The organism is bacterium, from assembly GCA_035295165.1.
GTDB lineage: Bacteria > Sysuimicrobiota > Sysuimicrobiia > Sysuimicrobiales > Segetimicrobiaceae > JAJPIA01.
The window spans coordinates 1-25,448 of sequence record DATGJN010000117.1 but is presented as its reverse complement, the minus strand read 5'-3'; the positions used below and the strand labels follow the sequence as shown (position 1 = coordinate 25,448).

Here is a 25,448-nt window from a genome sequence, read left to right as displayed (position 1 = left end):
AAGGTGAAGCTCTCGGACTTCGACTACACGCTTCCGCATGAGCGGATCGCGCAGGCGCCGGCGAGGCCCCGTGACCGCGCCCGAATGCTCGTGCTCGCCCGCAGGGATGGGTCGCTCGCGCACCGCACGTTTCGGGATCTGCCGGGTTATCTGCGCCCCGGTGACGTGCTGGTCCTCAACGACACGCGGGTGCTGCCGGCGCGGTTGCGAGGCCGGCGGGCGGGCGGGGGCGCCGTCGAGGTCCTCCTGCTGCGGCCGGACGGGCGCGGCGCGTGGGAGGCCCTGGTGCGGCCGAGCCGCCGCGTGCGGGAGGGCGCCCGCCTCGTCTTTGGGGACGGTACGCTCGAGGCCGTCGCGGGCCCGCGAACGGACTCGGGCACGCGCCTGGTGACGCTCTCGTGTCGCGGCGATCTTCGGGCGGTGCTCGACGAGGTGGGAGAAATGCCGGTGCCGCCATACATCGAGCGCCCGCTCGACGATCCTGACGACTACCAGACCGTGTACGCCGAGCGGGAGGGCGCCGTGGCCGCGCCGACCGCAGGGCTGCACTTCACGGACGGCTTGCTCGCCGTGCTGCGGACGCAGGGGGTGGACGTGGTGTTCCTGACGCTCCACGTCGGCATCGGCACGTTTCGTGCCGTCGAGGCGGAGGACGTCGCGGCGCACCGCATGGACGCCGAATGGTACGACGTGACTCCACAGACCGCACGCGCCATCAACACGGCGCGCGCCCGGGGTGCGCGCGTGGTGGTCGTCGGCACGACGAGCGTCCGGACGCTGGAGTCCGTGGCGCAGGACGACGGCACCGTGGCGGCGGGAAACGGGTGGACCGACCTGTTCATCACCCCGGGATTTCGGTTCCGCGTGACGGATGCGCTGATCACGAACTTCCATCTGCCGAGAACGACGCTGCTCATGCTCGTGAGCGCGTTCGCGGGGCGCGACCGCGTGCTGGGCGCGTACGAGGCGGCCGTGCGGGAAGGGTACCGGTTCTACAGCTTCGGGGACGCGATGTTGATCGTCTGACCCGCTACCGGACGCGCGTCCACCCGCGGGCTTCCGGGACCCACTCGGCAAGCGGGCGGCCCAGGTAGTCCTTGCCGTCGATCTCGTATCCGGCGGACCGCAACCGGCGTACGCCCTCGGCGTAGTAGCGATAGTCGAGTTGCCACACGCCCCGCAGCGGGTTCTTGTACAGCCCGAGGCCGCCCAGGATCTTGACGACATTGGGTTCCTCGCCCGCGGCACACGTGATCTCCACCGCTTGGGTGAGCGTCCCGAACGCCTCCACCTTCGGTTCCTTGGGAGCGACGACCGGGGCGCCACCGGGGTTCTTCGAGGCTACGAGCGGCTTGAATCCGCCTGCGGCGGCCGGGACGGTCGCGGGCCGGGGCGGGGTCGCGCCTGGGGCCGCAGCCGCGCCGCCGGCGGCGGCGCGTTCCGCCCTCAGTGCTTCGGCCCTGGCCTTGGCCGCGGCGATCTTCTCCTCGCGGCTCTGCCCGCCGCTCGATGGTGTCGGCGCGTTCGGTGAAGCCGGTTTGTCTTCGGTCATCCCCGTCCCCTCGCATCGGTCTCTCGCGTCGTCATTCTACCCGACGGCTCGGCACCGGTCCAGTCGCGGAGGCTTCGTGCTATACTCCAGCCGTGGCGCTCCGCTTCGCGCTGACGCACGTTGATCGGGATACCGGCGCCCGGGCCGGCGTGCTGGACACGCCCCACGGTTCGATCGAAACCCCGGCGTTCATGCCCGTGGGGACGCACGGGACGGTTCGCGCGCTCACGCCCGAGGAGGTGCGGGGCGCCGGCGCGCAGATCGTGCTCGCCAACACGTTCCATCTCATGCTGCGTCCCGGGGCCGAACTGATCGGGCGCGCGGGCGGCCTGCACCGGTTCATGCACTGGGACGGGCCGATCCTGACCGACAGCGGGGGGTTTCAGGTCTTCAGCCTGCCCCACCTGCGGCGGGTGACGGACGACGGCGTGCTGTTCAGGTCGCCGATCGAGGGCAGCGAGGTCCGCCTCACTCCCGAGCGCGTCACCGAGATCGAGGAACTTCTCGGCGCCGACATCATCATGCCGCTCGATGTGTGCCTCGGGTTTCCCACGGACCGTCAGGCTGCCGAAGAGGCGCACCGGCGCACCGCGGTCTGGGCGGAGCGCGCGCGGCGGGCGCAGCGGCGGCCGGACCAGTGTTTGTTCGCGATCGTGCAAGGCGGGTTTGAGCCGGACCTGCGGCGCCGTGCCGCCGACGAGATGGCCGCGCTCGAGTTCCCCGGGTACGCGGTCGGGGGGCTGTCCGTGGGCGAGCCTCGGACGATGACCTACGAACTGCTCGCGGAGGTGACCGCGCGTCTGCCCGAGGCCAAGCCGCGTTACCTTATGGGGGTGGGCGTACCGCCGAGCGTCATCGAGGCGGTCCGGCGGGGCGCGGACATGTTCGACTGTGTGTTGCCGACCCGCGTCGGCCGCACCGGCGTCGCGTTGACGCCGGACGGGCGGCTGAACCTGAAACACGCGGCGCACACCGACGACCTCGGGCCCCTCGAGGACGGGTGTCCGTGTGCCGCCTGCCGGGGGTACTCGCGGGCCTACCTGCGATACCTGTTCAAGGCCGGTGAGATGCTCGGCCCGCGCCTCGTGAGCCTGCATAACCTGACGTTCATGGCCCGCCTCGCCCGGGATATGCGCGCGGCCATTCTCGAGGATCGGTTCGCGGCGTGGAGCGGTGAGCTGCTGGCCCGTTACCGGACCGCGTGGTAGGCTTCGCCGCCAGCCGCGCCGTGCCGGAAACGCTTGTCAATCAAGGGGCGGCAGGGAATCGTTTTCGAACCGCAGAACACCATGCCCGATGTCGCGCCTGGAGGCTCGTGCGTGAATGCCCAGCAAGTCCAGCAGGTTGCCCCGGTGCTGCTGTGGGTGGCGATCTTTGTGGTGTTCTATTTCATGCTGATCCGGCCGCAGCAGATGCAGCAGCGACGCTATCGCGAGATGCTGGGGAAGCTCAAGAAGGGCGACCGGGTGTTGACGAAGGGCGGGCTGTACGCCGTGGTGCTCGAGATTAAGGACAATCAACTCACGCTTGAACTGGCGCAGAACCTGCGCGTGCGCGCGGAGCGAAGCGCCGTGCAGACCGTGGTGAACAAGGGAGGGACCGGCGCGTAGCGGCGGCCGGCGCGCATGACCACCGGAGGCCCCGAAAGTGCCGGCCGGACGGCGCCGGACGCTGTCACCCGGGTGCTCGTCCTCGACGAGATCAAGCGGGACCGCGAAGTCGAGGCGTACATCGCGAAGGCGGACGAGTACACCGCGGCGATCGGATACACGGAGCACGGGTTGCGCCACGCGAACCTGGTGGCGAGCATCGCGGCGAACGTACTCCGCCACCTCGGCCGCGAGGAGCGGGACGTGCAACTCGCGGCGATCGCGGGCTACTTGCACGACATCGGCAACGTCGTCGGGCGGGTGAGTCACGAGCACACGGGGGCGCTGTTGGCTGTTCGCATCCTGGGCCGGCTCGGCATGGACGCGGTCGAGATGGCGGTCGTGATGGGCGCGATCGGCAACCACGAGGAACAGACGGGGGAGCCGGTAAGCCCGGTCAGCGCGGCGCTGATCATCGGTGACAAGTCCGACGTGCACCGGACGCGCGTGCGGAACCCGGAGCCAACCTCGTTCGACATCCACGACCGCGTGAACTACGCGGTCGAACACTCGTTCTTGCGGGTGGATGAGCGCGCGCGCACGATCACGCTCGAGTTGACGATCAACACGACGATGTCGCAGGTCATGGAGTATTTTGAGATCTTCCTGCCCCGCATGGTCATGTGCCGGCGCGCTGCGACGCTGCTGGGGTGCCAGTTCAAGCTGCAGATCAACGGGACAAAGTTGCTGTAAGACGACGCGAAGGAGGACGGTATGGCGATTGTTCAGTACCAGTGCCTGTCGTGTGGCGGAGTGCACGAGACGTCGGTGCGTCCGGGCGGGGCGGTATATCTCCGGTGCGCCGTGACGCGTCAGTGGGCGTGGCACGACCCGTCCCGCTTCGTGAGCGCCACGGCGCCTGCGCGCGCGAGCGCTGCTCGCCGCGTCGGGGCGAGCGGCCCCCGGACCTCGGTCCGGCGCGCGGGTGCCCGCAAGGCGGGGGCGCAAGCGACCGCCTCCCGGAAGCCGGCCCGCAAGCCCGCGGGACGCAGGCCGGCGGCCCGGAAACCCGGCGGCGCGAGAGCGGCCGGGGCGAAGCGCCGCAAGCGATAACACGGTCGGACGCGGATCCGCACAGCGGCGACACCGCCGGGCGGCCCGCGCGGCCGCGTCGTTGTGCCTCCTGATGCCGGCCTCCGGAGGGGCTCATGCCGACGTACCATGCGATCGTGCCATACGGACCGGAGGAGCGCCGCCCCTGGACGACGCTGCCGTTTCCCCGCGAAGAATACGAGCGGCGCGTCGACGCGGTGCGCTCCCGGCTCGCGGCCGACGGGCTCGCGGCGGTCGTCACATTTTCTGACCGCGGGGAGCCCGGGCACGCCCGGTACCTCGCGAACTTCGAGGCCGGGCCCGGCGAGACATGTGTCGTGGTTCCCGCCCAAGGCGAGCCCATGCTCACCACCAACTGGCTGATGCACGGCGAACCGATGCACACGATGATCTGGACGACGTGGCTGTGCGACGTCCGGCCGGCCGACCGCGCAGGGTTCGCGAATGAGGTCGAGGCGACCGTGGCCGGCCACATCGCCGACCGGCTGCGCGAGGCGGGCGTGCGCCGAGACCGTGTCGGCATCGCCGGCGGTGCGATCCTGCCTCACCACGTGATGATGGAACTCGCGGGGCGCCTTCCCGACGTCACGTTCGTGCCGGCGGACGACACCGTGCTTGCGGTGCGCGCGAAGAAGTCCGCTGCCGAGATCGAGACGATGCGACGCGCCGCCCAAATTTCCGGACGGATGCACGCCACCGCGCTCGAGACGATCGCGCCGGGCGTCACCGAGCGGGCCGTCATGGTCGCGGCCCACGCCGCAGGGTTCGCCGCGGGGGCGGACGCGCTCGCGTTCGACAGCGCCGTGGCGAGCGGGCCGCGCGCCGGCCTAAAGCACTGTGCGCCTACGGATCGCGTGATGCAGACCGGCGATCTGGTGTTCCTCGACATGGGGGCCGTGTACCACGGGTACTGTGCGGACGTCTCGCGGACGACGGCGGTGGCCCGGCCGACCGACGAGGGCCGTCGGTTTCTCGATGCCGGCCTGGCCATGTTCGAGGCGGTGATGGCGAAGGCCAAACCCGGGGTGGCCGTCGTGGATCTGATCGCGACCGCGCGCGATGTCGCCGAGCGCGCGGGATTTGCCGAAGACTACATGCCGAGGGGATTCGGGCACGGCCTCGGGTGCTCGTTGTTCGAGCAGCCGTCGCTGCGGCCGATCAGCACCGCGGTGCTCGAGCCTGGCCACACGTTTGCGTTGGAGCCGATGCTGATCCGCCTGAACTTCGGGACCGCCTGCGTCGAGGAAACCGTGCTGATTACGCCGCGCGGGGCCGAGACGCTGTCGGGCTGTCCGTACCGGGCGTGGTAGGGCCGGATCCCGGCGCGGACGCGCCCGTACGATCGTCTTTGCATCCTGGGGAGCGACTCGGCGTGCCGAGCGCGGGCCGCGAGCTGATCGCCCACTGCTACCGGCCCGCCGGACGGGGGCCGCATCCAGCCCTGGTCATCAACCACGGCAGCGGCCTGGAGCAAGATAGCCATCCGGGCGTCGCGCGGGCGCTCACGGACGCGGGGTATCTGGTGCTCGTCCCGTGGCGACGGGGTTACGGCGGTTCCCCCGGACCGTCCCGCCTCGACGACGTGACGGCGCCCGTGGGTGCGCCGGAGCACGGCGCACAGGTCTGCGCCCGCCTGCTTGCGGAATCGGACGATGTGCTCGCCGCGCTGCGGTTCGTGCGCGGCCAGCCGGACGTCGATCCCGGCCGCACCGCGGTGATGGGCGCATCCTACGGCGGGATCAACTCGCTCCTGGCCGCCGCCCGTGATCCCGCCGTTCGTGCGTGCGTGGCCTTCGGCGCCGCGGCCATGTCCTGGGGACCGGTTCCGGAACTGCGCGAGGTCTTGGGGCAGCATGTGGAGATGATTCGGTGTCCGGTGCAGCTGCTGCAGGCGGGGAACGACTTCGATCTCCGGCCGTCGGACGTTCTGGCCGAGCGCTGCCGCGCACACGGCGGGATGTGCGAGCGGCACGTGCTTCCGCCGTTCGGCGCGACGCACTTGGAGGCACACCGCATCTGGATCTACGCGCCGCACGTCTGGGCACCGGTGGTGCTGCCGTTTCTCGCGCGTCACCTGCACGCGGGACCGGAGGTGCGGGTCCACCCGAACGCGACGCGGAGGAGTGGCCGGAATGGCCCGAATCCCCTTTGACTTGGAGGCCCGGCGGCCGTACCTCGTGCCGGCGTTCAGCGACGCGGAGTACGATCGCCGCCTGGCCGCGGTCCGCGGCGAGATGGCGCGCGAGGGGCTCGACGCGCTCTGCGTGTTCGGAAACGCGTCGGCGCCGTCCGCCGTTGCGTACCTCACGAACTTTGCGCCGGCGTTCGGCAGCGCGTTCGTGGTGGTTCGCCAGGACGGCGGGGTGACGGTGACCACGGACGCGGTGCTCCACGGCGAGCCAATGCACTCCATGATCTGGATGTGCCGCGTGCCAGACGTGCGGGTCGCACTCGGCCCGGTCTACGGCGGCGCGGCCGACGAGGTCGCCCGGCTCGCCGCCGACTGTCTGGACCCGAGCGCACGTGTCGGGCTCGTTGGCACGACCTCTGTTCCGCTGCACCTGCACGCGGCGCTCGCGGCGCGGCTGTCCGTCCTGCGCCCGGCCGATCACGTGCTTGCATCCGTGCGCGCGGTGAAGAGTGACGAGGAGATCGCGAAGCTGCGGGGCGCCGGGTGGGTCGCCGATGAGGCGATGGCGGCGGCGTTCCGGACGCTGGACGTGGGGGTCGAGGAGACCGCGGTCGCCGCCGCCATCGTCCACCGCATCCACGCGCTCGGCGCGCGGGAGGCGTTCGCAACGTGCGTCGTCGGTGGGGCGCAGGCCGGTCTCAAACACGGCGTGCCACGCCGTCGCGCGCTCGAGGACGGGGACATGGTGTTTCTCGACCTCGGCGCGTCGCGGGACGGGTACCTGTCCGACACCAGCCGGTGTGCCGTCGTCGGGCGGCCGCGCCCGGAGGCGCTCGACCTGCTTCGCGTCGGCCGCGACCTGTACGAGGCGGGGCTCCCCGAGATCCGTCCCGGCGCGACGATCGACGACGTCGCGCGGGCGCTGTCGCGCGTCGTCGCGGGCACCCGGTACGAGCCGTACTACTGCCCGGGGGGGTTCGGCCACGGCATCGGGACCGCGGTGCTCGAGCCGCCGGGCCTGTTCGCCGGAAACACGACGGTGCTGCGCCCGCGCATGGCCGTGGCCTACGAACCGATGGTCGTCGTCGAGGGGCTCGGCACCGCCGTGGTCGAAGATACGCTGCTGATCACCGAGATGGGCTACGAGCGTCTGACGCACTACCCGGTCGTGACCTGGCCGACCTGACCACACTGCGGAGGACACCGTGACCGCGAAGGATCGGCCCGCGATGCCGTACGGGTGGGGGCGGGTGCCGTACACACCCGAAGACCGCGCACCGTGGATGAATCTCCCGTTTCCGATCGACGAGTACCGCGACCGGCTCCGGCGCCTCGGGCGCCTGATGCGCCAGGACGGGTTCGACTGCGTCGTGGTGATCGGGAACCGCGCCGACGCGACGAACATTCGCTACCTGACCAACTTCGAGGACTTCTACGGCGGCGACACGATGCTGGTCGTGCCCGCGGACGGTGCGCCGGGGTTCACGACGAACGCGGTGATGCACGGCGAGCCGATGCATTCCGGCATCCAGGACTGCTGGATCGACGACGTCCGGTGTGCAGCAGCGCCGCGGACGGTCACCGGGAGCGCCAGCCCGGCGACGGTGTACGACCACGTCGAGGATTTCGTCCGCGAGCGCGGGTGCGAGCGCGGGGCCATCGGCGTTGTAGGCGATGTGGGCGCCGACCGCGTCGCGGCGTTTCTGCAACAGACGTTTCCCGCGGCGCGTGTGACCGCGGCGGCGGCGATGCTGCGCGAGATGCGTGCGATCAAGAGCCCGCGGGAGATCGACGTGATGCGGAAGGCGTGCCGCCTCGCGGACGAAGCCGCGCGCGCCGCGATGGACGCCGTCCGACCGGGCGTGACCGAGTTCGACCTCGCCGCCGAAGCGTACCGTGCGATGTTCCGAGCCGGCGCGGAGCATCCGGGGTTCGCGATCTCGCTGTGCGCCGGCGCGCGCGCGGGCTTCAAGCACATGGCGCCGACGGCGTACCGTGTCCAGGCGGGCGACATGGTGTACATCGACGTCGGCGGCCGCTACATGGGCTACTACAGTGACACGTCGCGCGCACGCGTCTGCGGCGATCCCACGCCGGAGCAGCGCCGGTTTTTGGAAACCCAGATCCGCATCGTCGAACATGTCATGGGCGCGGTCCGGCCCGGCGCGGTGATCGGACAGCTCGCCACGATCGCGGAGCGCCTCGCGCGCGACGCCGGGTACGGCGACTACCTCTATTTCCGTGGGCACGGCGTCGGCTGCGCGGTGCAGGACCTCCCGGCGTTCGCGCCGGGCAGCCCCGCGTCCCTCGAGGAGAACATGGTGTTCGCGTTCGAGCCGATGCTCGTCCGCCGAGGGTTCGGCACCGCGTGCTGGGAGGATGTGTGGCGCGTGACCGCGAGCGGCGCGGAACGGCTGAACGAGTGTCCGGTGCGCTGGTGGTAACGCCCGGACGCCGGGCATGCCGGGGCGGAGCGTCGAGAAACGGGGGTGCGTCGTGGCGATCTGGGACGACGTCGTACCGAAGGCGGAGCAGGAGATCTACGAGCGGGGCGGCTGGGGCGGCCGCGTCGGCTTCGGGCGCCGTCCGGCGCTGATCGTGGTGGACATGTACACCGCGTTCGTCGACCCCGCCTATCCGTTCAGCAGCCTGGACGCGCCCGCGACCGTGCGGGCGATTCGGCCGCTCCTCGCGGCCGCGCGCGAGGCGGGGTGTCCCGTGTTCTTCTCGAAGGCCCGCGCGCGCACGATTCCCGCGGAGCGGGGTCGATGGAAGGTGACCGCCGGCCAACGTCCCGTGATGGCCAATCCTGCCGCGTACGAGATCGTACCGGAGCTGCGGCCGCTCCCCACCGAGTCGGTCGTCGTCAAGACGGCCCCGAGCGCGTTCGCGGGCACCGATCTCGCAAGCTACCTCATCTACCACGCGATCGACACGGTGATCGTCACGGGCACGGTGACGAGCGGGTGCGTCCGCGACACGGCGCTCGACGCGTTCAGCCTGAACTTCCGCGTTATCGTTCCGGAAGACGCGGTGTGCGACCGCGGCCCGACATCGCACAAGGTCGCGCTGTTCGACATCCACATGAAGTACGGCGACGTGCTGCCGTCGGCGGAGGTCCTGACGTATCTGGCCACGGTCCGCAACGGGGAGTGCGCGCCGGGCGGTGTTCAGCGCGCGTAAACCCACCGCGGCCGAAATCGAGCAGGGAGCGCGGGCCGGGGATTCGAAACCGGTGCAGTGCTGAAGCACACTGGAAGCAGAGGGGGAGTCGGGATGTTCCGGCGGTTGATGGCAGTGGGGTTGGTCGTGCTCGTCGCGGCGGTGATCGCCGGCCCGTGGTCGGCCCCGGCAGGGGGCCAAGCGCCGGCCGTGTTCCGCACGCCGCTCACCGGCGAGCCACCGACGCTGGATCCGTACAACGCGGTCGACTCGGCGTCCGCGCCGATCGTGTTCCTGATGTATAACACGCTCGTCTCGCTCGACAGCAGCGGCCGCCTGCTGCCTCAGGCCGCGAAGAGCTGGGATATCTCCCCGAACGGACTCATCTACACCTTCCACCTGCGGGACGACATGTACTTCCACAGCGGCCGGAAGGTGACGGCGGCGGACTGGAAGTGGTCGTTCGAGCGGATGGGCAGCCCGTCGTTGAAGACGGCGGTCGGCACGTTCGTCGTCACCGGCATTCAAGGGTACGACGCGTTCCAGACCGGCGCGCCCGGAATCGCCGGCATCGCGGCCCCGGACGCGCTCACCCTGCAGATCACGCTGAACCCGTCGCACCGCGGCGGATTCCTCAACCGGCTCGCGTACTACGCCGCGGTCGTCGTGGACAAGGACGTGATCCAGCGCGGCGGCACCGGCTGGTTTACGACGCAGGACGCCGGGTCGGGGCCGTTTATGTTCAAGGAGTGGGCGCACAACGACCACGTGGCGCTGACGAGCTTCCCGAAATACTACGCGGGCGCGCCGAAGATCGCGGGCGTGAGCGTGCCGATCGTCACGGAGAGCCAGACGCAGCTGTCCGAGTACCTGGCCGGGCAACTCGATTTCATCCCGGTGCCGCTTGGAGACTACCAGCGCATCGCGGCCGATCCGACGCTCAGCAAGCAGCTCCTGGTGTACCCGCGGGCTCAGGTCCTCTTCCTTGGCCTGAACCCCCGCGTGTACGCGCCGTTCAAGGACGTGCGGGTGCGCCGCGCGTTCGCGATGTCGATCGACAAGGTGAAGATCAGCAAGACGGTGTTCTTCGGGTTCTTCACGCCCGCGAACTCGATCGTGCCGCCGGGGATCCCCGGATTCTACTCGGGGTACAAGGGGCTGCCGTACGATCCCGCGGGGGCGAAGAAGCTGTTGGACGAAGCCGGGATGACTGGCAAGCTGCCTCCGTTCCAGATCGCGATGAACCCGTTCGGCCCGGTGTCGCAGATGATGGCGGAGCCGGTGGCGGCGATGCTCAAGCAGAACCTCGGGGTGGATGCGCAGCTCCAGAAGACCGAGTTCTCGAACTTCATCGCCAATGAGAACAAGCGGACCGTGTACCAGTCGTTCATGACGGGCTGGTCCGCCGACTACCTCGACTACAGCGACTACCTCGACGTCTTGCTCTACAGCACCTCGCCGATCAACCGGCAGAGCTACGACAGCGCGGACTTCGACAAGTTGGTCGACCAGGCCAACGCGGCGCCGAACGACGCGCAGCGCCTCGCGATCTACCACAAGGCCGAAGCGCTCGCGGTCGAGGACGCGCCGATGGTCCCAATGCTGTTCAGCCAGTTCGCGTACCTAAAGAAGCCCTACGTCCAGGGCCTGCAGACCACGCCCGCCGTCAACGGGTGGCTGCCGTTCAGCGGGGTCCGCATCGTGAAGTAGGGGGCGTGCCGGTCGGGGCGCGCGCCCCGGCCGGCGGCCGCGCTCTTCCCGCATGGCGCGCTACGTGCTCTACCGCATCGGCATGGCGATCCCGCTGTTCTTGGGGGCCGCGCTGTTGATCTTTGTCGCCGGTCATCTCGCCCCCGGCGACCCTGTGCAAACGGTGCTGGGTGAGCACTACACGCCGGCCGCGGGAGCCGTCCTGCGCCACCAGCTCGGGTTGGACCGGCCGCTCGCCGTGCAGTTCGCGCGCTACATCGGCGACCTGGCGCGGCTCGACTTCGGTACCTCGTACGTGAACCCCGGTCTGCGCGTCGACGATCTCGTCGGCCACGCCCTGCCGATCAGCCTCAAGCTCGCCGGCCTCGCGGTGCTGGTGGCGGCGCTGGTCGGGACGATCCTCGGCGTTGGCGCGGCGACCGCCCACCGGACGGTGCTCGACTCCCTGATCCAGGTCGGCGTCGTGCTTGGGCTGTCCGTGCCGAGCTTCGTCACCGCCGCGGTGCTCGTGTACCTGTTCGCGCTACGGTGGCCGGTGCTGCCCGTGGCGGGATGGGGACTGCCGGAGAACTACGTGCTGCCGGTCGCGGTGCTGGCGATCTCGCCGGTCGCGTTCATCGCGCGGATCGCCCGCTCCAGCGTCGGCCAGGTGCTGCTGGAGGACTACGTCCGCACCGCCCGGAGCAAGGGGCTCCACGCGCGCCGCGTGCTCTTCCGCCACGTGCTCCGGAACGCGGCGTTGCCGGTGGTGACGACGATCGGCCTCGCGTTCGGCAACGCGATCGTCGGTGCGTTCGTCGTGGAGGTGCTCTTCAACATCCCCGGGATCGCTCGGGTGGCGATCAACGCGATCCTGCAGCGCGACTACACCGTCCTGCAGGCCACGGTGCTTGTGTACACCGCGTTGTTCTCGTTCGTCAACCTCGTCGTCGACGTCTCCTATGCATACCTCAATCCGCGCATCCGATACTGAGGGCGCGCGGGGCGCGGCCGCGCAACCCGAGGGCTGGGGCGCCGCCCTGGTGCGTTTCGCGCGCAGCGATCGGCTCGCCGCACTCGCGGCGGCGTTTCTGCTGGTGCTCGTGTTCCTCGCGCTCGCGGGGCCGGTCGTCACCCGCTACACGTACGATCACGAAGATCTCGACGCGCTGTTTCAGCCTCCCAGCGCCGCCCACTGGCTCGGTACCGACCAGTTCGGGCGTGACCTGCTCACACGCGTGCTCTACGGGGCCCGTATCTCGCTTGCGGTCGGGGTGTCCGCGGTGGTCGGGGAATCGCTCATCGGGGTCACGTGGGGCACGGTCGCCGGATTCTACGGCGGCGCGATCGATCAGGCGCTGATGCGGGTCGTGGACCTGCTGATCGGGTTTCCGACGATCCTGCTCGCCATCCTAGTGACGGGGATCTTCGGCCCGAGCCTCGTCAACATCGTGATCGCGCTCGTGCTGACGGCGTGGCCGGCGACGGCGCGGCTGATCCGCAGCGAGGTCGTGTCGATCCGACAGCGCGAGTACGTCGACGGCGCGCGCGCGGTCGGCGCGTCGGTCCCGCGGATCCTGCTCCGCCACGTCGTGCCGAACGTCGTGCACCTGCTGATCGTACGGGCCACGCTCGACGTCAGCTTCCTCGTGCTCGCGGAGGCCACGCTGTCGTTCATCGGCATCGGCGTGCAGCCGCCCCGGCCCAGTTGGGGCCAGATGATCTACGAGAGCTTTCAATACCTCCGAAGCCACCCGGTGCTCGTCGTCATCCCGGCGACCGCGCTGTCGCTCACGGTGATCTCGTTCAACTTGGTCGGGGAATCGCTCGCCGCGCTCCTGGACCCGCGGTACCGTCGAGGGCGCGCGTGAGCGCGTCCGGGGATGCGACGATGCCGCGGGTCACGCTTGCGCTTGAGCCCTACGATCGGACGCAGCCGCTGCTCGACGGGCGGGTCGCCCTCCCGGACGTCGTGCCGGTGGTCGTCGGCTCCGGACCCCGCCACGAGCGGATGCTGCTCGAGCAGGCGTACGATGCGGCGGAGCTGTCGATGTCGTCGTACGTCCTCGCGCGGGCCCGCGGGGCGCCGCTCGTCGCCATTCCGGTGTTTCCGCGGCGTCTGTTCAGCCCGTCGTGCGTGTACGTGCGGCGCGGGATCGCCGGTCCCGCCGACCTGCGCGGCGGCGCGATCGGCGTCTACAGCCTGCAGTTTACGATGTCGGTCGTGGCGCGCGGAGACCTGCACCACCATCTCGGCGTGCCGATGGACGCCGTGACCTGGGTGCGAGCCGGCCGCGAGATCGTCCCGCATGCGTCGCGGCTGCCGGTCGAGGACCGGCCGGGGGCCGACCTGTGGGCGCTGCTCGCCGCGGGACGGCTCGACGCGGTGATCTCGCCGGACGTGCCCGCGGCGCTTGAGGACGGTCGGGTCGCTCGGCTCTACCCCGCGTTCGAGGCGGTCGAGCGGGATCTGTACGCGACCACCGGTGTGTATCCGATTATGCACGTCGTGGCGATCTCGCGCGCGGCCGTCGGCCGGCGGCCATCGCTGCCGCGGGAGCTGTACGAGGCGTTTGCGCGGGCGAAGCGCCTGGCCTGGCAGGCGCTCCGGCAGCCGCACGCCACGGGGCTGGTGTGGGGGCGCGCCGCCCTCGAGGCTCAGGAGCGGCTGTTCGGAGACGCGTTTCCGTACGATCTCGGGGACGCGAACCGCCGCGCGCTTGCGCTGCTGATGCGGTACCAGATCGAGCAAGGGTTCCTGGAGCGACCCCAGGATCTCGACGCGCTGTTCGTTCCGGTCGGGCCGGCCCGGGCGTCGGATACGCCGGGGCCCGGCTCGCCGGACACATCGAAAGGGGAGTGACGCGATGTGTGATCGCAACGAGACGAAAGACGCATACTACCTGCCGCACCTGACCTGGCCCGAAGTGGACGCGCTGCGGCAGCGCACCGATACGGCGATCTTGCCGTTCGGCGCGATCGAGCAGCACGGGCCGGCGTTGCCGCTCGGCACGGACACGCTCGGCGTGATCGCGGTCTCCCGCGCGGCAGCACGCGAAGCGCAGGTGCTCTGTGCGCCGATCCTGTTCCCGGCGCTGTCGGCGCACCACATGCACTTCCCGGGGACGATCACCCTCACCGAAGACACGTTCTGCCGGGTCGTGATGGAGGCCGCGACGTCGCTGATCACGCACGGCTTCCGGCGGATTTTGCTCGCGAACGGACATGGCGGCAACGAGGCGACGCTGAGCTATCTCGCGCACCGGCTCACCCGCGAGACCGACGGCAGCGCCCTCGTGTTCGGTATCGCCGAGCTGCGGAAGATCTACCTCACCGCCGAGATCGACAAGCTCGACATCCACGCCGGGATCGGCGAGACGTCGAGCATGCTCTACCAGCAACCGGAGCTCGTTCGATCCGACCGGCTTCAGCGCCCCACGATGACCCTCGACGGGTGGCGCGAGGCGCTGCTGACGCGGGTTCGCGAGGACCCGTCGCTGCTGCGCTATATCACGCTCGGGCTCCCGCCCGTGCACCAGATCTCGTCGAACGGGTGCATCACGTACGGGGATCCGGCGACGGGCACCGTCGCGCGGGGCAAGGAGCTGTTCGACGCCTACGTCAAGGCCATGGTCGCGTTCATTCGGGCGTGGCATACGGCGACGGGGTCGTCGTCCGAGCGCGTCGGCGTCTGAGCGCCGCGTCCTCGCGGTCGCTACTCGAGGCACTGCGTCCGCAGCGTCTCCGCGGCCGTCGTGAGTGCGTCGACCAGTGCGGCGGCGATGCGCTCGCCCTTCTCCCGCGTGGCGAGCGTCGCGTCGCCATAGACGCCGGTCGCCGAGGACCCCGGCCCGGGGGCGCGGCGGAACGTCGACGGCACGAACACGCCGGGCAGCGCGGGGCGCTGGGGGATCTCCCGCACCGCCCGCTCCATCCGGACGGCGTCCGGGGCGATCGCGAGCAGGAGGGACGTCTCGTATTCGTCCGCGTGACTGCCGGCTGGCTGGCTCAGCAGGGACGCGAGCTGCCGGCCGCCGAGCTCTTCGATGCGCGTGACGGCGACGAGCAGGCCGTGCGTGTGATTCAAGTCGCGCGCCACGATCTCGAGCACCGGGGTCGTGGAGATGCCGGTGTTGAGCACGAGGAAACGCCTGGGCCCGTGCCGGTGCAAAGACAGCACGACCGCGCGCGCGAGCGCCCCGAACGTTGCTGCGTCCAGGTGCGTGCTCCCGGGAAACTCGGTGAACGACGGGTAGTAGCCATACGTCAACGTCGGTAAAACGATGACGGGCACACGCTCCGCGAGCCGCGCCGCGAGGTAGTCGGCGATGAGCCGGTCGGTCCCGAGGGGGAGGTGGGGCCCATGCTCTTTGGCGGCGCTGCCCACCGGGAGGACGACGAGCGGGTCCGCGCGCAGCCTTGCCTCGGCCTCGAGCCACGTGAGTCGTTCCAAGAACACACCGCTCATTCGCGTTCCCCCCGTGCCTGCGTCATCGGGCCGGGACGCCCCGGCCGCAACCTTGGGCTCGGGCCGCGACCCTGTACCCGCCACCTGGCCCATGTTCTGAGCGCCTGCCGAAGAGCCCTCCCTGTCAAACCGGACGCTCGGGAGTTGGAGGATTCCATATGTTTTCACAGAATTTCAGAGATTTGTGAGCGGCGCAGAGGCCCGAGACCGGGCCGAGACCGAGTGGTTGACTCTCGGGGAGGCCGCCCGCGTGCTGGGCGTTGACGAGACGACGCTCCGGGGCTGGGCGGACGCCGGAAAGGTGCGCGTTTTTCGGACTCCAGGCGGGCACCGACGGTTCAACGCGTTGGACCTGGACGCGCTGGTCGGTGCGCGGCCGAAAGGCGAGGAGACGACGCTCGCGGCGCGGGCGGAGGGGGAATCGCCGCAGCACTGGTTCGCGTCGAGACCGTGGTTCACCGGCATCGACGACGAGGCCCGCGGCCGCGCGCGGGCGCAATGTGCGCGGCTGATGGAGACGCTCGCGGCCTACCTCGACAGCGACGACGCCACCCGGGCGCACGATCTCGAAGCGGCGCGCCAAATCGGTGCCGATCTCGGCCGCGAGGTCGCGCGGTGGGGGCTGACGCCGGCGCAATCAACGGAGGTGTTCTTGCACTTCAAGCGCGGGGTGTTTGACATGTTGACCGCGGCGCGCGGCGCCCCGGCCGGGCAGATTCGCTCGCTCCGGAACGCGGACGCGTTCCTGGGCGACGCGCTGCAGGCCATGATCGAGGCCTTCGAGGAGCAGCGTCCCGCGTAACCCGAAGCCCCGCGGCGCCTCGGTGCGCGGCGTTCACGCGGGCGAACACACGGCCGGCCGGGCCGACGTGCGCGCTCCGGCGGCTTGGAAAGGATAGGACCCAAGAATCGTGAGCGCTCAGGCTCGTGAATACGTCGTGGTTGGCCTGAACCATCGGATGGCACCGGTCGCCCAGCGGGAGCGATTCGCCGTGGAACCCGCCGGGTTGGCGGCCGCGCTCGGCGCGATGCGCGGCGCGGGCGTTGAGGAGGCCGTGCTGCTCTCCACCTGCAATCGGGTCGAGTGGTACCTCGCCAGCCACGAGCCCGAGGCGGCCGTCTCGGCCGCCTCGGCGTTCTTCGGCGATGGGGTGCCCATCCGCGCGCAGGTCGGGCCCGGCGCAGTGCGCCACGTCTTCCGCGTGACGGGTGGACTCGACTCCATGATCCTCGGAGAGTCCCAGATACTCGGACAGGTGCGCGTGGCGTTCGCGGCGGGGCAGGGCGCCGGCACGGTCGGGCCGTTCTTGGATGCGCTGTTCCGCGCCGCGCTGGCCGCCGGCCGGCGCGTGCGGCGCGAAACCGACATCGTCGGTGTCACGGCGTCGGTGCCGTCTGCGGCCGTGGTCCACGCGGCGCGCCTCCTCGGGTCGCTCCGCGGGAGCCGCGTGCTCGTGATCGGCGCAGGCAAGATGGGGGAGGCGACGGCGCGCGCGATGGTGGAGGCGGGCGCCCGCGCCGTGGTCGTCGCAAATCGGACGGTGGAGGCCGCGCGCGAGATCGCGGCGCCGTTCGGGGGGGCGGTGGTGCCGCTCGATCGGGTCGGTGCCGAACTCGCCCGCGCAGACGTGGCGATCGTGGGCACGGGCGCGCCCGGCGTGATCCTGGATGCGGCGGCGGTCGCCGCCGCGTGCTCGGCTCGCGCGACCGCGCTTGTGGTGATCGACATCGCCGTCCCGCGCAACGTGGACCCAGCGGCCGGCCGGCTTCCGGGCGTGCACCTGTACGACATCGATGACCTAATCGCGATTCCAAGCGAGCGGGGCGCCGGGACCGCGGGAGTGCAGCGGGCGGAGGCCCTCATCGAAGATGACGCGCAGCGGTTTCTCCGCGAGCGGGCGGGTCGGGGCGCGGCCGCGCTGATTGCGGAGGCGCGCGCGGACGCCGACGCGATCCTCGCGTGCGAGTGGGACCGGGCCCGCGCGCGGCTCGCGGCGCTCAGCGCGGACGAAGAGGCTGTGGTGCGGGCCGTGCTCCACCGTGTCGTCAACAAGTTGTTGCACCGACCGATCGCGGCGTTGGTGGCCGCCGCGGAGTCCGGTCGTGTCGCGCCCGAGGCGCCGGGCGCCGAGAGCGCGGGGGAGGGGCGATGATCGCTCGGCGGCTGCGCGTCGGCACACGCGGGAGCCGGTTGAGCCTGCGACAGACCCAGCTCGTCGTCGATGCGCTCACGCAGGTGCACCCGGCGGTCACCGTGGAGACGGTGATCGTCAAGACGGCCGGCGATCGCGCGCCGGACGTGCCGCTGGAACGGTTCGACGGTGTCGGCTTCTTCGCAAAGGAGCTCGAGGCGGCGCTGGCCGAGGGGCGGTGCGATCTCGCGGTGCACAGTGCGAAAGATCTTCCGACGGAGCTCCACCCGGCGCTGGTGCTCGGTGCGGTGCTGCGCCGGACCGAGCCACGTGACGTGCTGATCTCCAGAAGCGGCGCCGGCCTGGCCGACCTCCCCGCGGGTGCGCGGATTGCGACGAGCAGTCCCCGGCGTACGGCGCAGATCCTGGCGTACCGCCCGGATCTCGTGCTGGTGCCGATCCGGGGAAACGTCGACACCCGGCTGACCAAGATGGCGCGGGGCGAGTGCGATGCGATCTGCCTCGCGGGTGCGGGACTGGTCCGGCTGGGCTGGCAGGATCGCATCACCGAGTGGCTGCCGCCAGAGGTGATGCTGCCCGCGCCGGCGCAGGGCGCGCTCGCCGTGGAAACCCGGCGGGACGATGGGGCGCTCCGCGGACTGCTCGCCGTCCTCGACGATGCGGACACTCACGAGGCGATCACGGCGGAGCGGGCCTTCTTGGCGCGACTCGAAACCGGCTGCCGCGCGCCTGCGGGAGCGCTCGCCCGGGTGCGAGACGGGCGCATCGCGCTGGAGGGGCTCATCGCGCGCGAGGACGGGAGCGCGGTCCGGCGACACATCGCCAGCGGTCCGGTGGGCGCCGCCCAATGGCTGGGGACGGCGGTCGCGGACCAGTTGCTGGCCGGCGCGGCGGGCGTGCTGAACGCGCGCGCAGACGGGGAATCGGCCGTGCTCTCCGGTCCGGGGCGCGTGCCGTGATCGAGGCGTCCCGCCCGCTCGCCGGGCGACGCATCGTTGTCACCCGGGCGCGTGCGCAGGCCGGGACGCTTCGCGCGATGCTCGAGGCTGAGGGGGCGGAAGTAGTGGAGTTCCCGACGATCCGGATCGTTCCGCCAGACGACTTCGCGCCGCTGGACGGGGCGATCGCACGATTGGCGGAGTACGGCTGGATCGTGTTCACGAGCCGGAACGGCGTCGCGGCATTGTGCGATCGGATGCGCGCGCTCGGGCGCGACCCGGGCGCGCTCCGCGGCGCGCGGCTGGCATCCATCGGACCCGGGACGGCGGACGCGTTGCAGTCCGCGGGGCTGGCCGTCGATCTGGCGCCGGCGGAATTCCGCGCCGAGGCGCTGGTGGAGGCGTTGACCGGGGTGGACCTTCGCGGCGTCCGGGTGCTGCTGCCGCGTGCGGCGGTCGCGCGCGACGCGCTGCCCGACGGGCTGCGCGCCCGCGGCGCGCTCGTGGATGTCGTGCCGGCATATCGCACCGAGGTCGAGCGCGAACACGCGCTCGAAGTGCGCCGGCGGCTCGTCGCGGAGCGGGTGGATGCGGTGACGTTCACGAGCTCCTCGACTGTGCGGAACTTCGTCGAGTTGTTGGGAGCGGACGCCGGTCGCGTCTTGGACGCGACATTGGTCGCGTGCATCGGCCCGGTGACCGCGGCGAGCGCGCGGTCGTGCGGGTTCCGGATCGGGCTCGTCGCCGACCACTACACGATGATGGGGCTCGTCGCCGCCCTGCGGGCCACGCTCGGCGGTGTCTCCCGCGGCGGCGGCAACGGGCCGGCGCGGTCCGCCCCGGCCGACTAGCGGGGGAGGCGCCGGAGCGGCCCCGACCGGGGTGTCCACGTTCGAACAGTCACAGCACGAGCGAGGGAAGGAGCCTGATCGTCATGACGTTTCCGCTCCACCGCATGCGCCGGCTTCGCCGGACCGCGATCCTGCGCGACATGGTGCGCGAGACCGTCCTCGGCCCGACCGATTTGATCGCGCCCCTCTTTGTCAAGGAGGGGCTGTCGCGCCCCGCGGCACTGGAGGCGATGCCGGGACAGTGGCAGCATACGTTGTCGAGTCTTGTGGAAGAGTGCGGGCGGCTGTCCGAGATCGGCATCCCGGCCGTGATGCTCTTCGGCATCCCCGCGCACAAGGACGAGACCGGCTCGGGCGCGTGGGACCCCGACGGCGTGGTGCAGCAGGCATGTCGTCGGGTGCGCGCGGAGGTCGGGGACCGGCTCGTGCTGGTGGGTGACGTGTGCCTGTGCGAGTACACCGCCCACGGACACTGCGGCGTGCTGCGGGGCGAGACGGTCGACAACGACGCCACGGTGGACGCCTACACGCGGATCGCGCTATCCTACGCGGACGCCGGCGCCGATGTCGTCGCGCCGTCGGGCATGATGGACGGGCAGGTCGGCGCGATTCGCCGCGCGCTCGACGGCCGGGGCCATCACGACGTGGTCGTGCTCGCGTATGCGGCGAAGTACGCGTCCGCGTTCTTCGAGCCGTTTCGCCATGCGGCGGAGTCGGCGCCGCGGTTCGGGGACCGCCGAGGATACCAGCTGGATCCCGCGAACGTGGAAGAGGCGGTACGGGAAGCGCGGCTCGACATCGAGGAGGGTGCGGATCTCGTGATGGTCAAGCCGGCGCTGCCGTACTTGGACGTGCTGGCACGCGTCAAGGCCGAGTTCGGCCTGCCGACCGCCGCGTACCACGTGAGCGGTGAGTACGCGATGCTCAAGGCCGCCGCCGCACGCGGGTGGCTCGACGAGGAGCGCGCGATGCTGGAGGTGCTCACGGCGATTCGGCGCGCGGGGGCGGATCTCATCCTGACCTACTACGCGGGGGCTGCCGCGGAGCGGCTGCGCCGGGGATGAGCGGGGCGGCCCGGACGCCGGACGGGACCAGAAGCGGCGTGCCGGACCGCGCCCCTGCGACGCGCTCCGAGACGCTCTACGCCGAGGCCTGCCGGTTGATGCCGGGCGGCGTGAACAGTCCGGTGCGCGCCTACCGCGCGGTGGGCGGCGTGCCGCCGTTCCTCGTGCGGGGCGCCGGCGCGCGCGTGTGGGATACGGACGGTCGCGAGTATGTGGACTACGTGGCGTCCTGGGGTCCGTTGATCGCCGGCCACGCGCATCCCGCGGTGGTGCGCGGTGTCGTCGAGACGACGGCGTTCGGAAGCAGCTTCGGCGCACCGACTCCGCTTGAGCTGGCGATGGCGCGCGCCGTCACCGAGGCGATCCCGTCGATCGAGATGGTGCGCATGGTCAGTTCCGGCACCGAGGCGACGATGAGCGCGCTCCGCGTGGCGCGCGCCGCGACGGGCCGCCGCTATGTGGTGAAGTTTGACGGATGCTACCACGGGCACGCGGACGCGCTGCTGGTGAAGGCGGGCTCCGGGATGATGACGCTTGCGCACGCATCGTCGGCGTCCGGGGGCTCGGCCGACGGGAGCGTGCCGGCGAGCGCGGGCGTGCCCGAGGAGCTGGCCGCGCTCACCCTGGTGCTGCCGTTCAACGACGCAGAAGCGGCGCGCGCGGCGTTCCAGCGTCACGGCGCCGAGATCGCCGGGGTGATCGTCGAGCCAGTCGCGGGGAACATGGGCGTCGTGCCGCCGGCCCCGGGTTTCCTCGAATCGCTTCGCGATCTGTGCCGGTCGACGGGCGCGGTCTTGATCTTTGACGAGGTGATCACCGGATTCCGGGTCGCCCGCGGCGGAGCGCAGGCGCGCTATCATCTGCGCGCCGACCTCACCTGCCTCGGCAAAGTGATCGGCGGCGGCTTTCCGGTCGGCGCGTACGGGGGTCGGCGGGACGTTATGCAGGTGGTGGCGCCGCTCGGGCCCGCGTATCAAGCGGGCACGCTGTCCGGCAACCCGGTGGCCATGCGCGCCGGGCTCGAGACGCTCCAACTCCTCGACGACGCGGCGTATCGGCGCCTCGACGGACTCGGCGCGGCCCTGGCCGACGGGCTCTCCGCCGCCGCTCGCCGTGCCGGCGTCCCGCTCGTCGTGAACCGGGTCGGCTCGATGCTCACGCCGTTCTGCGCCGACGCCCCGGTCACCGACGCCGCCTCCGCGCAGCGCGCCGACACCGCACGGTACGCCCGGTTGTTTCACGGGCTCCTCGCCCGCGGCATCATGGTGCCACCCTCGCAGTTCGAGGCATGGTTCGTGTCGCTCGCCCACACGGTCGACGACGTGCGCCGCACCGCAGACGCTGCCGCGGCGGCGTTCGCGGCGTAGGCGGAGCCCGCGCCCCGGCGGACGCCCCGGGGCGTCGCGGGGCATAGGTGAGAGACTTCGGGCGTTTTCCTCCTCAGTGCTTATCCGGAGAGGCCCATGCGGTCGGTGATCATCATGCCGCTCTACAACGAAGAGGAGACCCTCGCCCAGGTGCTGGACGAGGTGCGGCGTCACACCGACGCGCGGATCCTCGTCGTGGACGACGGCTCTACGGACGGTTCCCCGGCGATCCTGGCGGGGCACCGGGGGATCGAGGTGCTCACGCACGCGCAGAACGAGGGGTACGGGCAGTCCCTCATCGACGGCTTCAGGTACGCCATGGATCGCGGGTTCGACGCGGCAGTGACCATCGACTGCGATCTGCAGCACGAGCCACACATGATCCCGGGGTTTCTCGAGCAGGTCGCGCGGTTTGACATCGTGTCGGGCAGCCGGTACCATCCTGACACACCGGGTCGCCGCGACGACGCGCCGCCGGATCGCCGTCAGCTCAACGAAGAGATCACCCGGATCATCAACGAGTTGACGGGCTACCAATTGACGGACGCGTGGTGCGGCTTTAAGGCGTATCGGGTGCCGGGGCTCGCGCGCATGCGGCTCGACGAACGGAGCTACGGGTTGCCGCTGCAGGTGTGGCTCCAGGCGGCGCGGTTCGGGCTGACCGTGACCGAGATTCCGGTGCCCCGCATCTACAAGAATCCCAATCGCCGGTTCTGGGGCGGGCTCGACGATCCCGCCGCCCGGCGGACGTACTACCTGTCGACCATCGATCGTGAGGTGAGCCGATGGCGGAGTTTCTCGTGATCGGCGCTCATCCCGATGACGCCGAGATCGGGATGGGCGGCACGATAGCGGCGCTCGGACAGCAGGGGCACCACGTCACGCTCTTGGACTTGACGAACGGCGAACCGACGCCGATGGGCACGCCCGAACGGCGCCGCGAGGAAGGCGAGGCGGCCGCGCGCGCGCTCGGCGTCGCCCGCCGGATCACGCTTCCGCTGCCAAACCGTTACCTCGCCGACACCGTCGAGAACCGAATGGCCGTGGCCGAGGTGATCCGCGAGGTGCGTCCGGAGATCCTCTTCATCCCGTATTGGGTGGACGCGCACCCGGACCACGTCGCCGCTGAACACCTCGCCGAGGCGGCGCGGTTCTACGGGAAGTTGACGAAGACGGAGATGCGGGGCGAGCCGTTCTACGTGCCGCGGATCCTGCATTTCTTCTGTACGCACTACCGGCTCCACGTGGATCCCGCCTTCGTCCTCGACATCACCGACCAGATCGATCGTAAACTCGGCGCCATCGCGTGTTACCGAACGCAGTTCAACGAAGACCGCGGCAATCTTGGCGTCCTCGACGCCATCCGCACCGTGAACCACTATTGGGGCAGCCGCATTCGCCGACCCTACGGGGAGGCGTTCGCCAGCAAAGAGGCGATTGGGCTGCGCGGGCTGGGGGACCTGTTGTGACCGGCGAGCCGGCCACGGCGACGCTCGACTACACGATCCCCGAGCGCTCGGGCGAGGTGTTGATCGCGCCCGGACTCGATCGCGTCCCCAGCCTGCTCGCAGCATCGCACGCGGTAAGGTGGAACGGGGTCGAGGTGCTGGGCGTCCCGCTCGCCGAGTTCCGGCGGCGCGTGCGCGCGCGTGCGCTCCGGCTCGCGGCGGACTACACGGGTGGGGCCGCGCCCGACCCCGCGCAGGCGCTCGTCGTCATGGGCCACCAGCCCGTGCTGTTCCACCCCGGTGTCTGGGTCAAGTATTTCCTGCTGACGCGGATCGCGCGCGAGACCAGCGCGGCCGCGCTCCACCTGATTGTCGACACCGACGCGACGGGGCCGATCGGTGCCGACGTACCCGCGCAGCACGATCGGCTTGTACGCGTGCGTGAAACGCTCGTGGATCTTCCTGGCGACGTCCCGCTCGAGGCCGCGGCGGTCCCGGCCACTGCCGCCTGGGCGGGATTCCTCGGTCGCGTCCGGGGACATCTGGCGGCCGTGCCGGTGCCCGGGCTCCTCGCGCACTTGGACACGTGGGCGCAAGGGGTGCGGGAGGCCCGGACGTCGCACCACCTTGGGGAGTTCCTAGCGCGCCTCCGGCGGGGTTACGAGGCCGGCGCGGGCGCGCCGGCGTATCTCGAGCTGCCCATGTCCGTGCTCGCGGAGACCCCGGAGTTCCGCGCGTTCGCGCTGCATCTGCTGCGCGAGCCGGACGTGCTACGGCGTTCATACAACGCCCAGCTTGACGCCCACCGGCGGGCGCGTCGCCTGCGGTCGCCCGCGAACCCGTTCCCCAACCTCGCGGAGGACGGGGCGCTGATCGAGGCGCCGTTCTGGGTGGTGCGCGGGGGCAGGCGGAACGATCTCTACGTGTCGCGCGCGGGCGCCCGGCTCGAGCTCCGCACGTCGTCGGGCCCCATCGCGAGCGTTCCGGCGGACGCGTCCGGTGCGGACGCGCTGGCCGAAGCGGGCGTGGCGCTGCGGCCAAAGGCCATCACGCTGACGATGTTCGCGCGCCTGTGCCTCGGCGACCTGTTCATTCACGGGGTGGGCGGGGGGCGCTATGATCGCGTCACGGACGCGATCATAGCGGATCTGTTCGGATGCCGTCCCGTGCCGTACCTGGTCGCAACGGCGACGCTGCACCTGCCGTTGCCCGCGGAGGCCACGGGTGAGGAACGCCGTCGGCTCGAACGACTCCAGTCGGACTACCGACACAACCCGGACCGGCACCTCGAGGGCGCGACTGACGCGCAGCGGCGCCTCGTGGACGAGAAGTGGCGTCTCATCGGCGAGGTCGAGACGATGCGCCCGGGCCCGGACCGCCGGGCGGCGACGCGGCGGATCCGCGAGATCAACGTCGAGCTTGCTTCGTCCCTCGCGCCTGAACGTGCGCGCGTCGACGCGCGTCTGGCGGTACTTGACGGCGCCGACGCGGGAGGCGCGGCCGGATACCGCGACTATCCGTTCTTCCTGTTCGATCCGGTTGAGGTCGCCGCGCTCGCCGGGAGCCGGGAGCCGGCGAACTAGGACCGCCGCGTGGCCGAGCCCGCGGTTGCCGCGGACGACGTCTGGAGATCGTACGGGCGCGCGCGCGTGCTTCGGGGGACGACGCTCGACGTTCCGCCGGGCGGCGGGCTCGCGATCCTCGGGCCGAACGGCGCCGGGAAATCCACATTGCTGCGCGTGCTGGCTGCGTCCCTGCGGCCTTCCCGCGGGCGCGTCCGGATTCACGGACACGATCCCTGGGCCGAGCCGGCGGCGCGGGGCGCCGTCGGATTCGTCGGGCACGAACCCATGCTGTACGGCGGCCTCAGCGCGCTAGAGAATCTCCGGTTGTTCGCGGCGTTGTACGGGGTGCGGGACGTGC

At 70.9% G+C, this 25,448-nt stretch carries 26 protein-coding genes; 24 read left to right on the top strand and 2 right to left on the bottom strand.

Features of this window, described 5'->3' with window-relative positions; all coding sequences use genetic code 11:
• The first annotated feature begins 3 nt into the window (after positions 1-3).
• Positions 4-1,026, top strand: a complete 1,023-nt coding sequence (gene queA, locus VKZ50_21280) for a tRNA preQ1(34) S-adenosylmethionine ribosyltransferase-isomerase QueA (protein ID HLJ62262.1) — start codon at positions 4-6, stop codon at positions 1,024-1,026.
• 4 nt (positions 1,027-1,030) lie between these two features.
• Here queA and VKZ50_21275 read toward each other — a convergent pair whose 3' ends face one another.
• Positions 1,031-1,552: a hypothetical protein gene (locus VKZ50_21275; protein ID HLJ62261.1), complete on the bottom strand. Its 522-nt coding sequence runs from the start codon at positions 1,550-1,552 to the stop codon at positions 1,031-1,033.
• Between the two features lie 92 nt (positions 1,553-1,644).
• On the opposite strand from VKZ50_21275, the gene tgt reads away from it, so the two are divergent.
• From tgt to VKZ50_21210, 13 genes are all read left to right on the top strand, one after another.
• Positions 1,645-2,760 (top strand): tRNA guanosine(34) transglycosylase Tgt, encoded by a 1,116-nt coding sequence (tgt, locus tag VKZ50_21270; GenBank protein ID HLJ62260.1) that lies wholly within the window; start codon positions 1,645-1,647, stop codon positions 2,758-2,760.
• Between the two features lie 111 nt (positions 2,761-2,871).
• Entirely contained in the window at positions 2,872-3,162 is a 291-nt protein-coding gene (gene yajC, locus VKZ50_21265; GenBank protein HLJ62259.1) for a preprotein translocase subunit YajC, read from the top strand.
• A gap of 15 nt (positions 3,163-3,177) precedes the next feature.
• Entirely contained in the window at positions 3,178-3,894 is a 717-nt protein-coding gene (locus VKZ50_21260; protein HLJ62258.1) for an HD domain-containing protein, read from the top strand.
• Between the two features lie 455 nt (positions 3,895-4,349).
• Positions 4,350-5,564: a Xaa-Pro peptidase family protein gene (locus VKZ50_21255; protein HLJ62257.1), complete on the top strand. Its 1,215-nt coding sequence runs from the start codon at positions 4,350-4,352 to the stop codon at positions 5,562-5,564.
• A 62-nt stretch (positions 5,565-5,626) separates the two neighbouring features.
• Positions 5,627-6,406 carry an alpha/beta fold hydrolase gene (locus VKZ50_21250; GenBank protein HLJ62256.1) on the top strand — a complete coding sequence of 260 codons (780 nt, stop codon included), beginning with the start codon at positions 5,627-5,629 and terminating at the stop codon, positions 6,404-6,406.
• Complete coding sequence (locus VKZ50_21245) at positions 6,387-7,571, top strand: Xaa-Pro peptidase family protein (protein HLJ62255.1); 1,185 nt, start codon at positions 6,387-6,389, stop codon at positions 7,569-7,571. Before VKZ50_21250 ends, VKZ50_21245 begins: the two co-directional genes overlap by 20 nt.
• A 19-nt stretch (positions 7,572-7,590) precedes the next feature.
• Entirely contained in the window at positions 7,591-8,829 is a 1,239-nt protein-coding gene (locus VKZ50_21240; GenBank protein HLJ62254.1) for a Xaa-Pro peptidase family protein, read from the top strand.
• Positions 8,830-8,845: 16 nt separating this feature from the next.
• The gene (locus VKZ50_21235) at positions 8,846-9,568 is read left to right on the top strand and encodes an isochorismatase family protein (protein HLJ62253.1); all 723 of its coding nucleotides are present in this window, start codon (positions 8,846-8,848) and stop codon (positions 9,566-9,568) included.
• 93 nt (positions 9,569-9,661) lie between these two features.
• Positions 9,662-11,257 carry a peptide ABC transporter substrate-binding protein gene (locus VKZ50_21230; GenBank protein ID HLJ62252.1) on the top strand — a complete coding sequence of 532 codons (1,596 nt, stop codon included), beginning with the start codon at positions 9,662-9,664 and terminating at the stop codon, positions 11,255-11,257.
• Positions 11,258-11,309: 52 nt separating this feature from the next.
• Entirely contained in the window at positions 11,310-12,230 is a 921-nt protein-coding gene (locus tag VKZ50_21225) for an ABC transporter permease (protein ID HLJ62251.1), read from the top strand.
• A complete protein-coding gene (locus VKZ50_21220; protein ID HLJ62250.1) occupies positions 12,199-13,107 on the top strand; it encodes an ABC transporter permease in 909 nt (302 codons plus the stop codon). Before VKZ50_21225 ends, VKZ50_21220 begins: the two co-directional genes overlap by 32 nt.
• Complete coding sequence (locus tag VKZ50_21215) at positions 13,104-14,099, top strand: hypothetical protein (GenBank protein HLJ62249.1); 996 nt, start codon at positions 13,104-13,106, stop codon at positions 14,097-14,099. The genes VKZ50_21220 and VKZ50_21215 overlap by 4 nt, the downstream gene beginning before the upstream one ends.
• Positions 14,100-14,103: 4 nt before the next feature.
• Positions 14,104-14,931 carry a creatininase family protein gene (locus VKZ50_21210; GenBank protein ID HLJ62248.1) on the top strand — a complete coding sequence of 276 codons (828 nt, stop codon included), beginning with the start codon at positions 14,104-14,106 and terminating at the stop codon, positions 14,929-14,931.
• A 20-nt stretch (positions 14,932-14,951) separates the two neighbouring features.
• On the opposite strand, the gene VKZ50_21205 is transcribed toward VKZ50_21210, so the two are convergent.
• Complete coding sequence (locus VKZ50_21205; GenBank protein HLJ62247.1) at positions 14,952-15,704, bottom strand: creatininase family protein; 753 nt, start codon at positions 15,702-15,704, stop codon at positions 14,952-14,954.
• A 184-nt stretch (positions 15,705-15,888) separates the two neighbouring features.
• Here VKZ50_21205 and VKZ50_21200 point away from each other — a divergent pair, with 184 nt between their 5' ends.
• From VKZ50_21200 to VKZ50_21155, 10 genes are all read left to right on the top strand, one after another.
• Positions 15,889-16,506 carry a helix-turn-helix domain-containing protein gene (locus tag VKZ50_21200; protein ID HLJ62246.1) on the top strand — a complete coding sequence of 206 codons (618 nt, stop codon included), beginning with the start codon at positions 15,889-15,891 and terminating at the stop codon, positions 16,504-16,506.
• 109 nt (positions 16,507-16,615) lie between these two features.
• On the top strand, positions 16,616-17,857 hold the full coding sequence (hemA, locus tag VKZ50_21195; GenBank protein HLJ62245.1) for a glutamyl-tRNA reductase: 1,242 nt from the start codon (positions 16,616-16,618) through the stop codon (positions 17,855-17,857).
• The gene (gene hemC, locus VKZ50_21190) at positions 17,854-18,816 is read left to right on the top strand and encodes a hydroxymethylbilane synthase (protein ID HLJ62244.1); all 963 of its coding nucleotides are present in this window, start codon (positions 17,854-17,856) and stop codon (positions 18,814-18,816) included. The genes hemA and hemC overlap by 4 nt, the downstream gene beginning before the upstream one ends.
• Positions 18,813-19,646 carry a uroporphyrinogen-III synthase gene (locus VKZ50_21185; protein ID HLJ62243.1) on the top strand — a complete coding sequence of 278 codons (834 nt, stop codon included), beginning with the start codon at positions 18,813-18,815 and terminating at the stop codon, positions 19,644-19,646. Before hemC ends, VKZ50_21185 begins: the two co-directional genes overlap by 4 nt.
• Before the next feature lie 83 nt (positions 19,647-19,729).
• A complete protein-coding gene (gene hemB, locus VKZ50_21180; protein ID HLJ62242.1) occupies positions 19,730-20,710 on the top strand; it encodes a porphobilinogen synthase in 981 nt (326 codons plus the stop codon).
• Complete coding sequence (gene hemL / locus VKZ50_21175) at positions 20,707-22,077, top strand: glutamate-1-semialdehyde 2,1-aminomutase (GenBank protein HLJ62241.1); 1,371 nt, start codon at positions 20,707-20,709, stop codon at positions 22,075-22,077. Before hemB ends, hemL begins: the two co-directional genes overlap by 4 nt.
• A 96-nt stretch (positions 22,078-22,173) precedes the next feature.
• A complete protein-coding gene (locus VKZ50_21170; GenBank protein ID HLJ62240.1) occupies positions 22,174-22,881 on the top strand; it encodes a glycosyltransferase family 2 protein in 708 nt (235 codons plus the stop codon).
• Positions 22,863-23,546, top strand: coding sequence for a bacillithiol biosynthesis deacetylase BshB1 (gene bshB1, locus VKZ50_21165; GenBank protein ID HLJ62239.1), 684 nt, complete (start codon positions 22,863-22,865; stop codon positions 23,544-23,546). The genes VKZ50_21170 and bshB1 overlap by 19 nt, the downstream gene beginning before the upstream one ends.
• On the top strand, positions 23,543-25,108 hold the full coding sequence (locus VKZ50_21160; protein HLJ62238.1) for a hypothetical protein: 1,566 nt from the start codon (positions 23,543-23,545) through the stop codon (positions 25,106-25,108). Before bshB1 ends, VKZ50_21160 begins: the two co-directional genes overlap by 4 nt.
• A 9-nt stretch (positions 25,109-25,117) precedes the next feature.
• Positions 25,118-25,448 (top strand): ATP-binding cassette domain-containing protein (locus VKZ50_21155; protein ID HLJ62237.1); only part of this gene is annotated, 331 nt, incomplete at its 3' end.

Coding starts and splice junctions, on each gene's coding strand:
- VKZ50_21275 (HLJ62261.1), bottom strand. CDS start 1,552: ATGACCGAAGACAAACCGGCTTCACCGAACGCGCCGACACCATCGAGC.
- VKZ50_21260 (HLJ62258.1), top strand. CDS start 3,178: ATGACCACCGGAGGCCCCGAAAGTGCCGGCCGGACGGCGCCGGACGCT.
- VKZ50_21255 (HLJ62257.1), top strand. CDS start 4,350: ATGCCGACGTACCATGCGATCGTGCCATACGGACCGGAGGAGCGCCGC.
- VKZ50_21245 (HLJ62255.1), top strand. CDS start 6,387: ATGGCCCGAATCCCCTTTGACTTGGAGGCCCGGCGGCCGTACCTCGTG.
- VKZ50_21235 (HLJ62253.1), top strand. CDS start 8,846: ATGCCGGGGCGGAGCGTCGAGAAACGGGGGTGCGTCGTGGCGATCTGG.
- VKZ50_21230 (HLJ62252.1), top strand. CDS start 9,662: ATGTTCCGGCGGTTGATGGCAGTGGGGTTGGTCGTGCTCGTCGCGGCG.
- VKZ50_21225 (HLJ62251.1), top strand. CDS start 11,310: ATGGCGCGCTACGTGCTCTACCGCATCGGCATGGCGATCCCGCTGTTC.
- VKZ50_21220 (HLJ62250.1), top strand. CDS start 12,199: ATGCATACCTCAATCCGCGCATCCGATACTGAGGGCGCGCGGGGCGCG.
- VKZ50_21210 (HLJ62248.1), top strand. CDS start 14,104: ATGTGTGATCGCAACGAGACGAAAGACGCATACTACCTGCCGCACCTG.
- VKZ50_21205 (HLJ62247.1), bottom strand. CDS start 15,704: ATGAGCGGTGTGTTCTTGGAACGACTCACGTGGCTCGAGGCCGAGGCA.
- hemC (HLJ62244.1), top strand. CDS start 17,854: ATGATCGCTCGGCGGCTGCGCGTCGGCACACGCGGGAGCCGGTTGAGC.
- hemB (HLJ62242.1), top strand. CDS start 19,730: ATGACGTTTCCGCTCCACCGCATGCGCCGGCTTCGCCGGACCGCGATC.
- hemL (HLJ62241.1), top strand. CDS start 20,707: ATGAGCGGGGCGGCCCGGACGCCGGACGGGACCAGAAGCGGCGTGCCG.
- VKZ50_21170 (HLJ62240.1), top strand. CDS start 22,174: ATGCGGTCGGTGATCATCATGCCGCTCTACAACGAAGAGGAGACCCTC.
- bshB1 (HLJ62239.1), top strand. CDS start 22,863: ATGGCGGAGTTTCTCGTGATCGGCGCTCATCCCGATGACGCCGAGATC.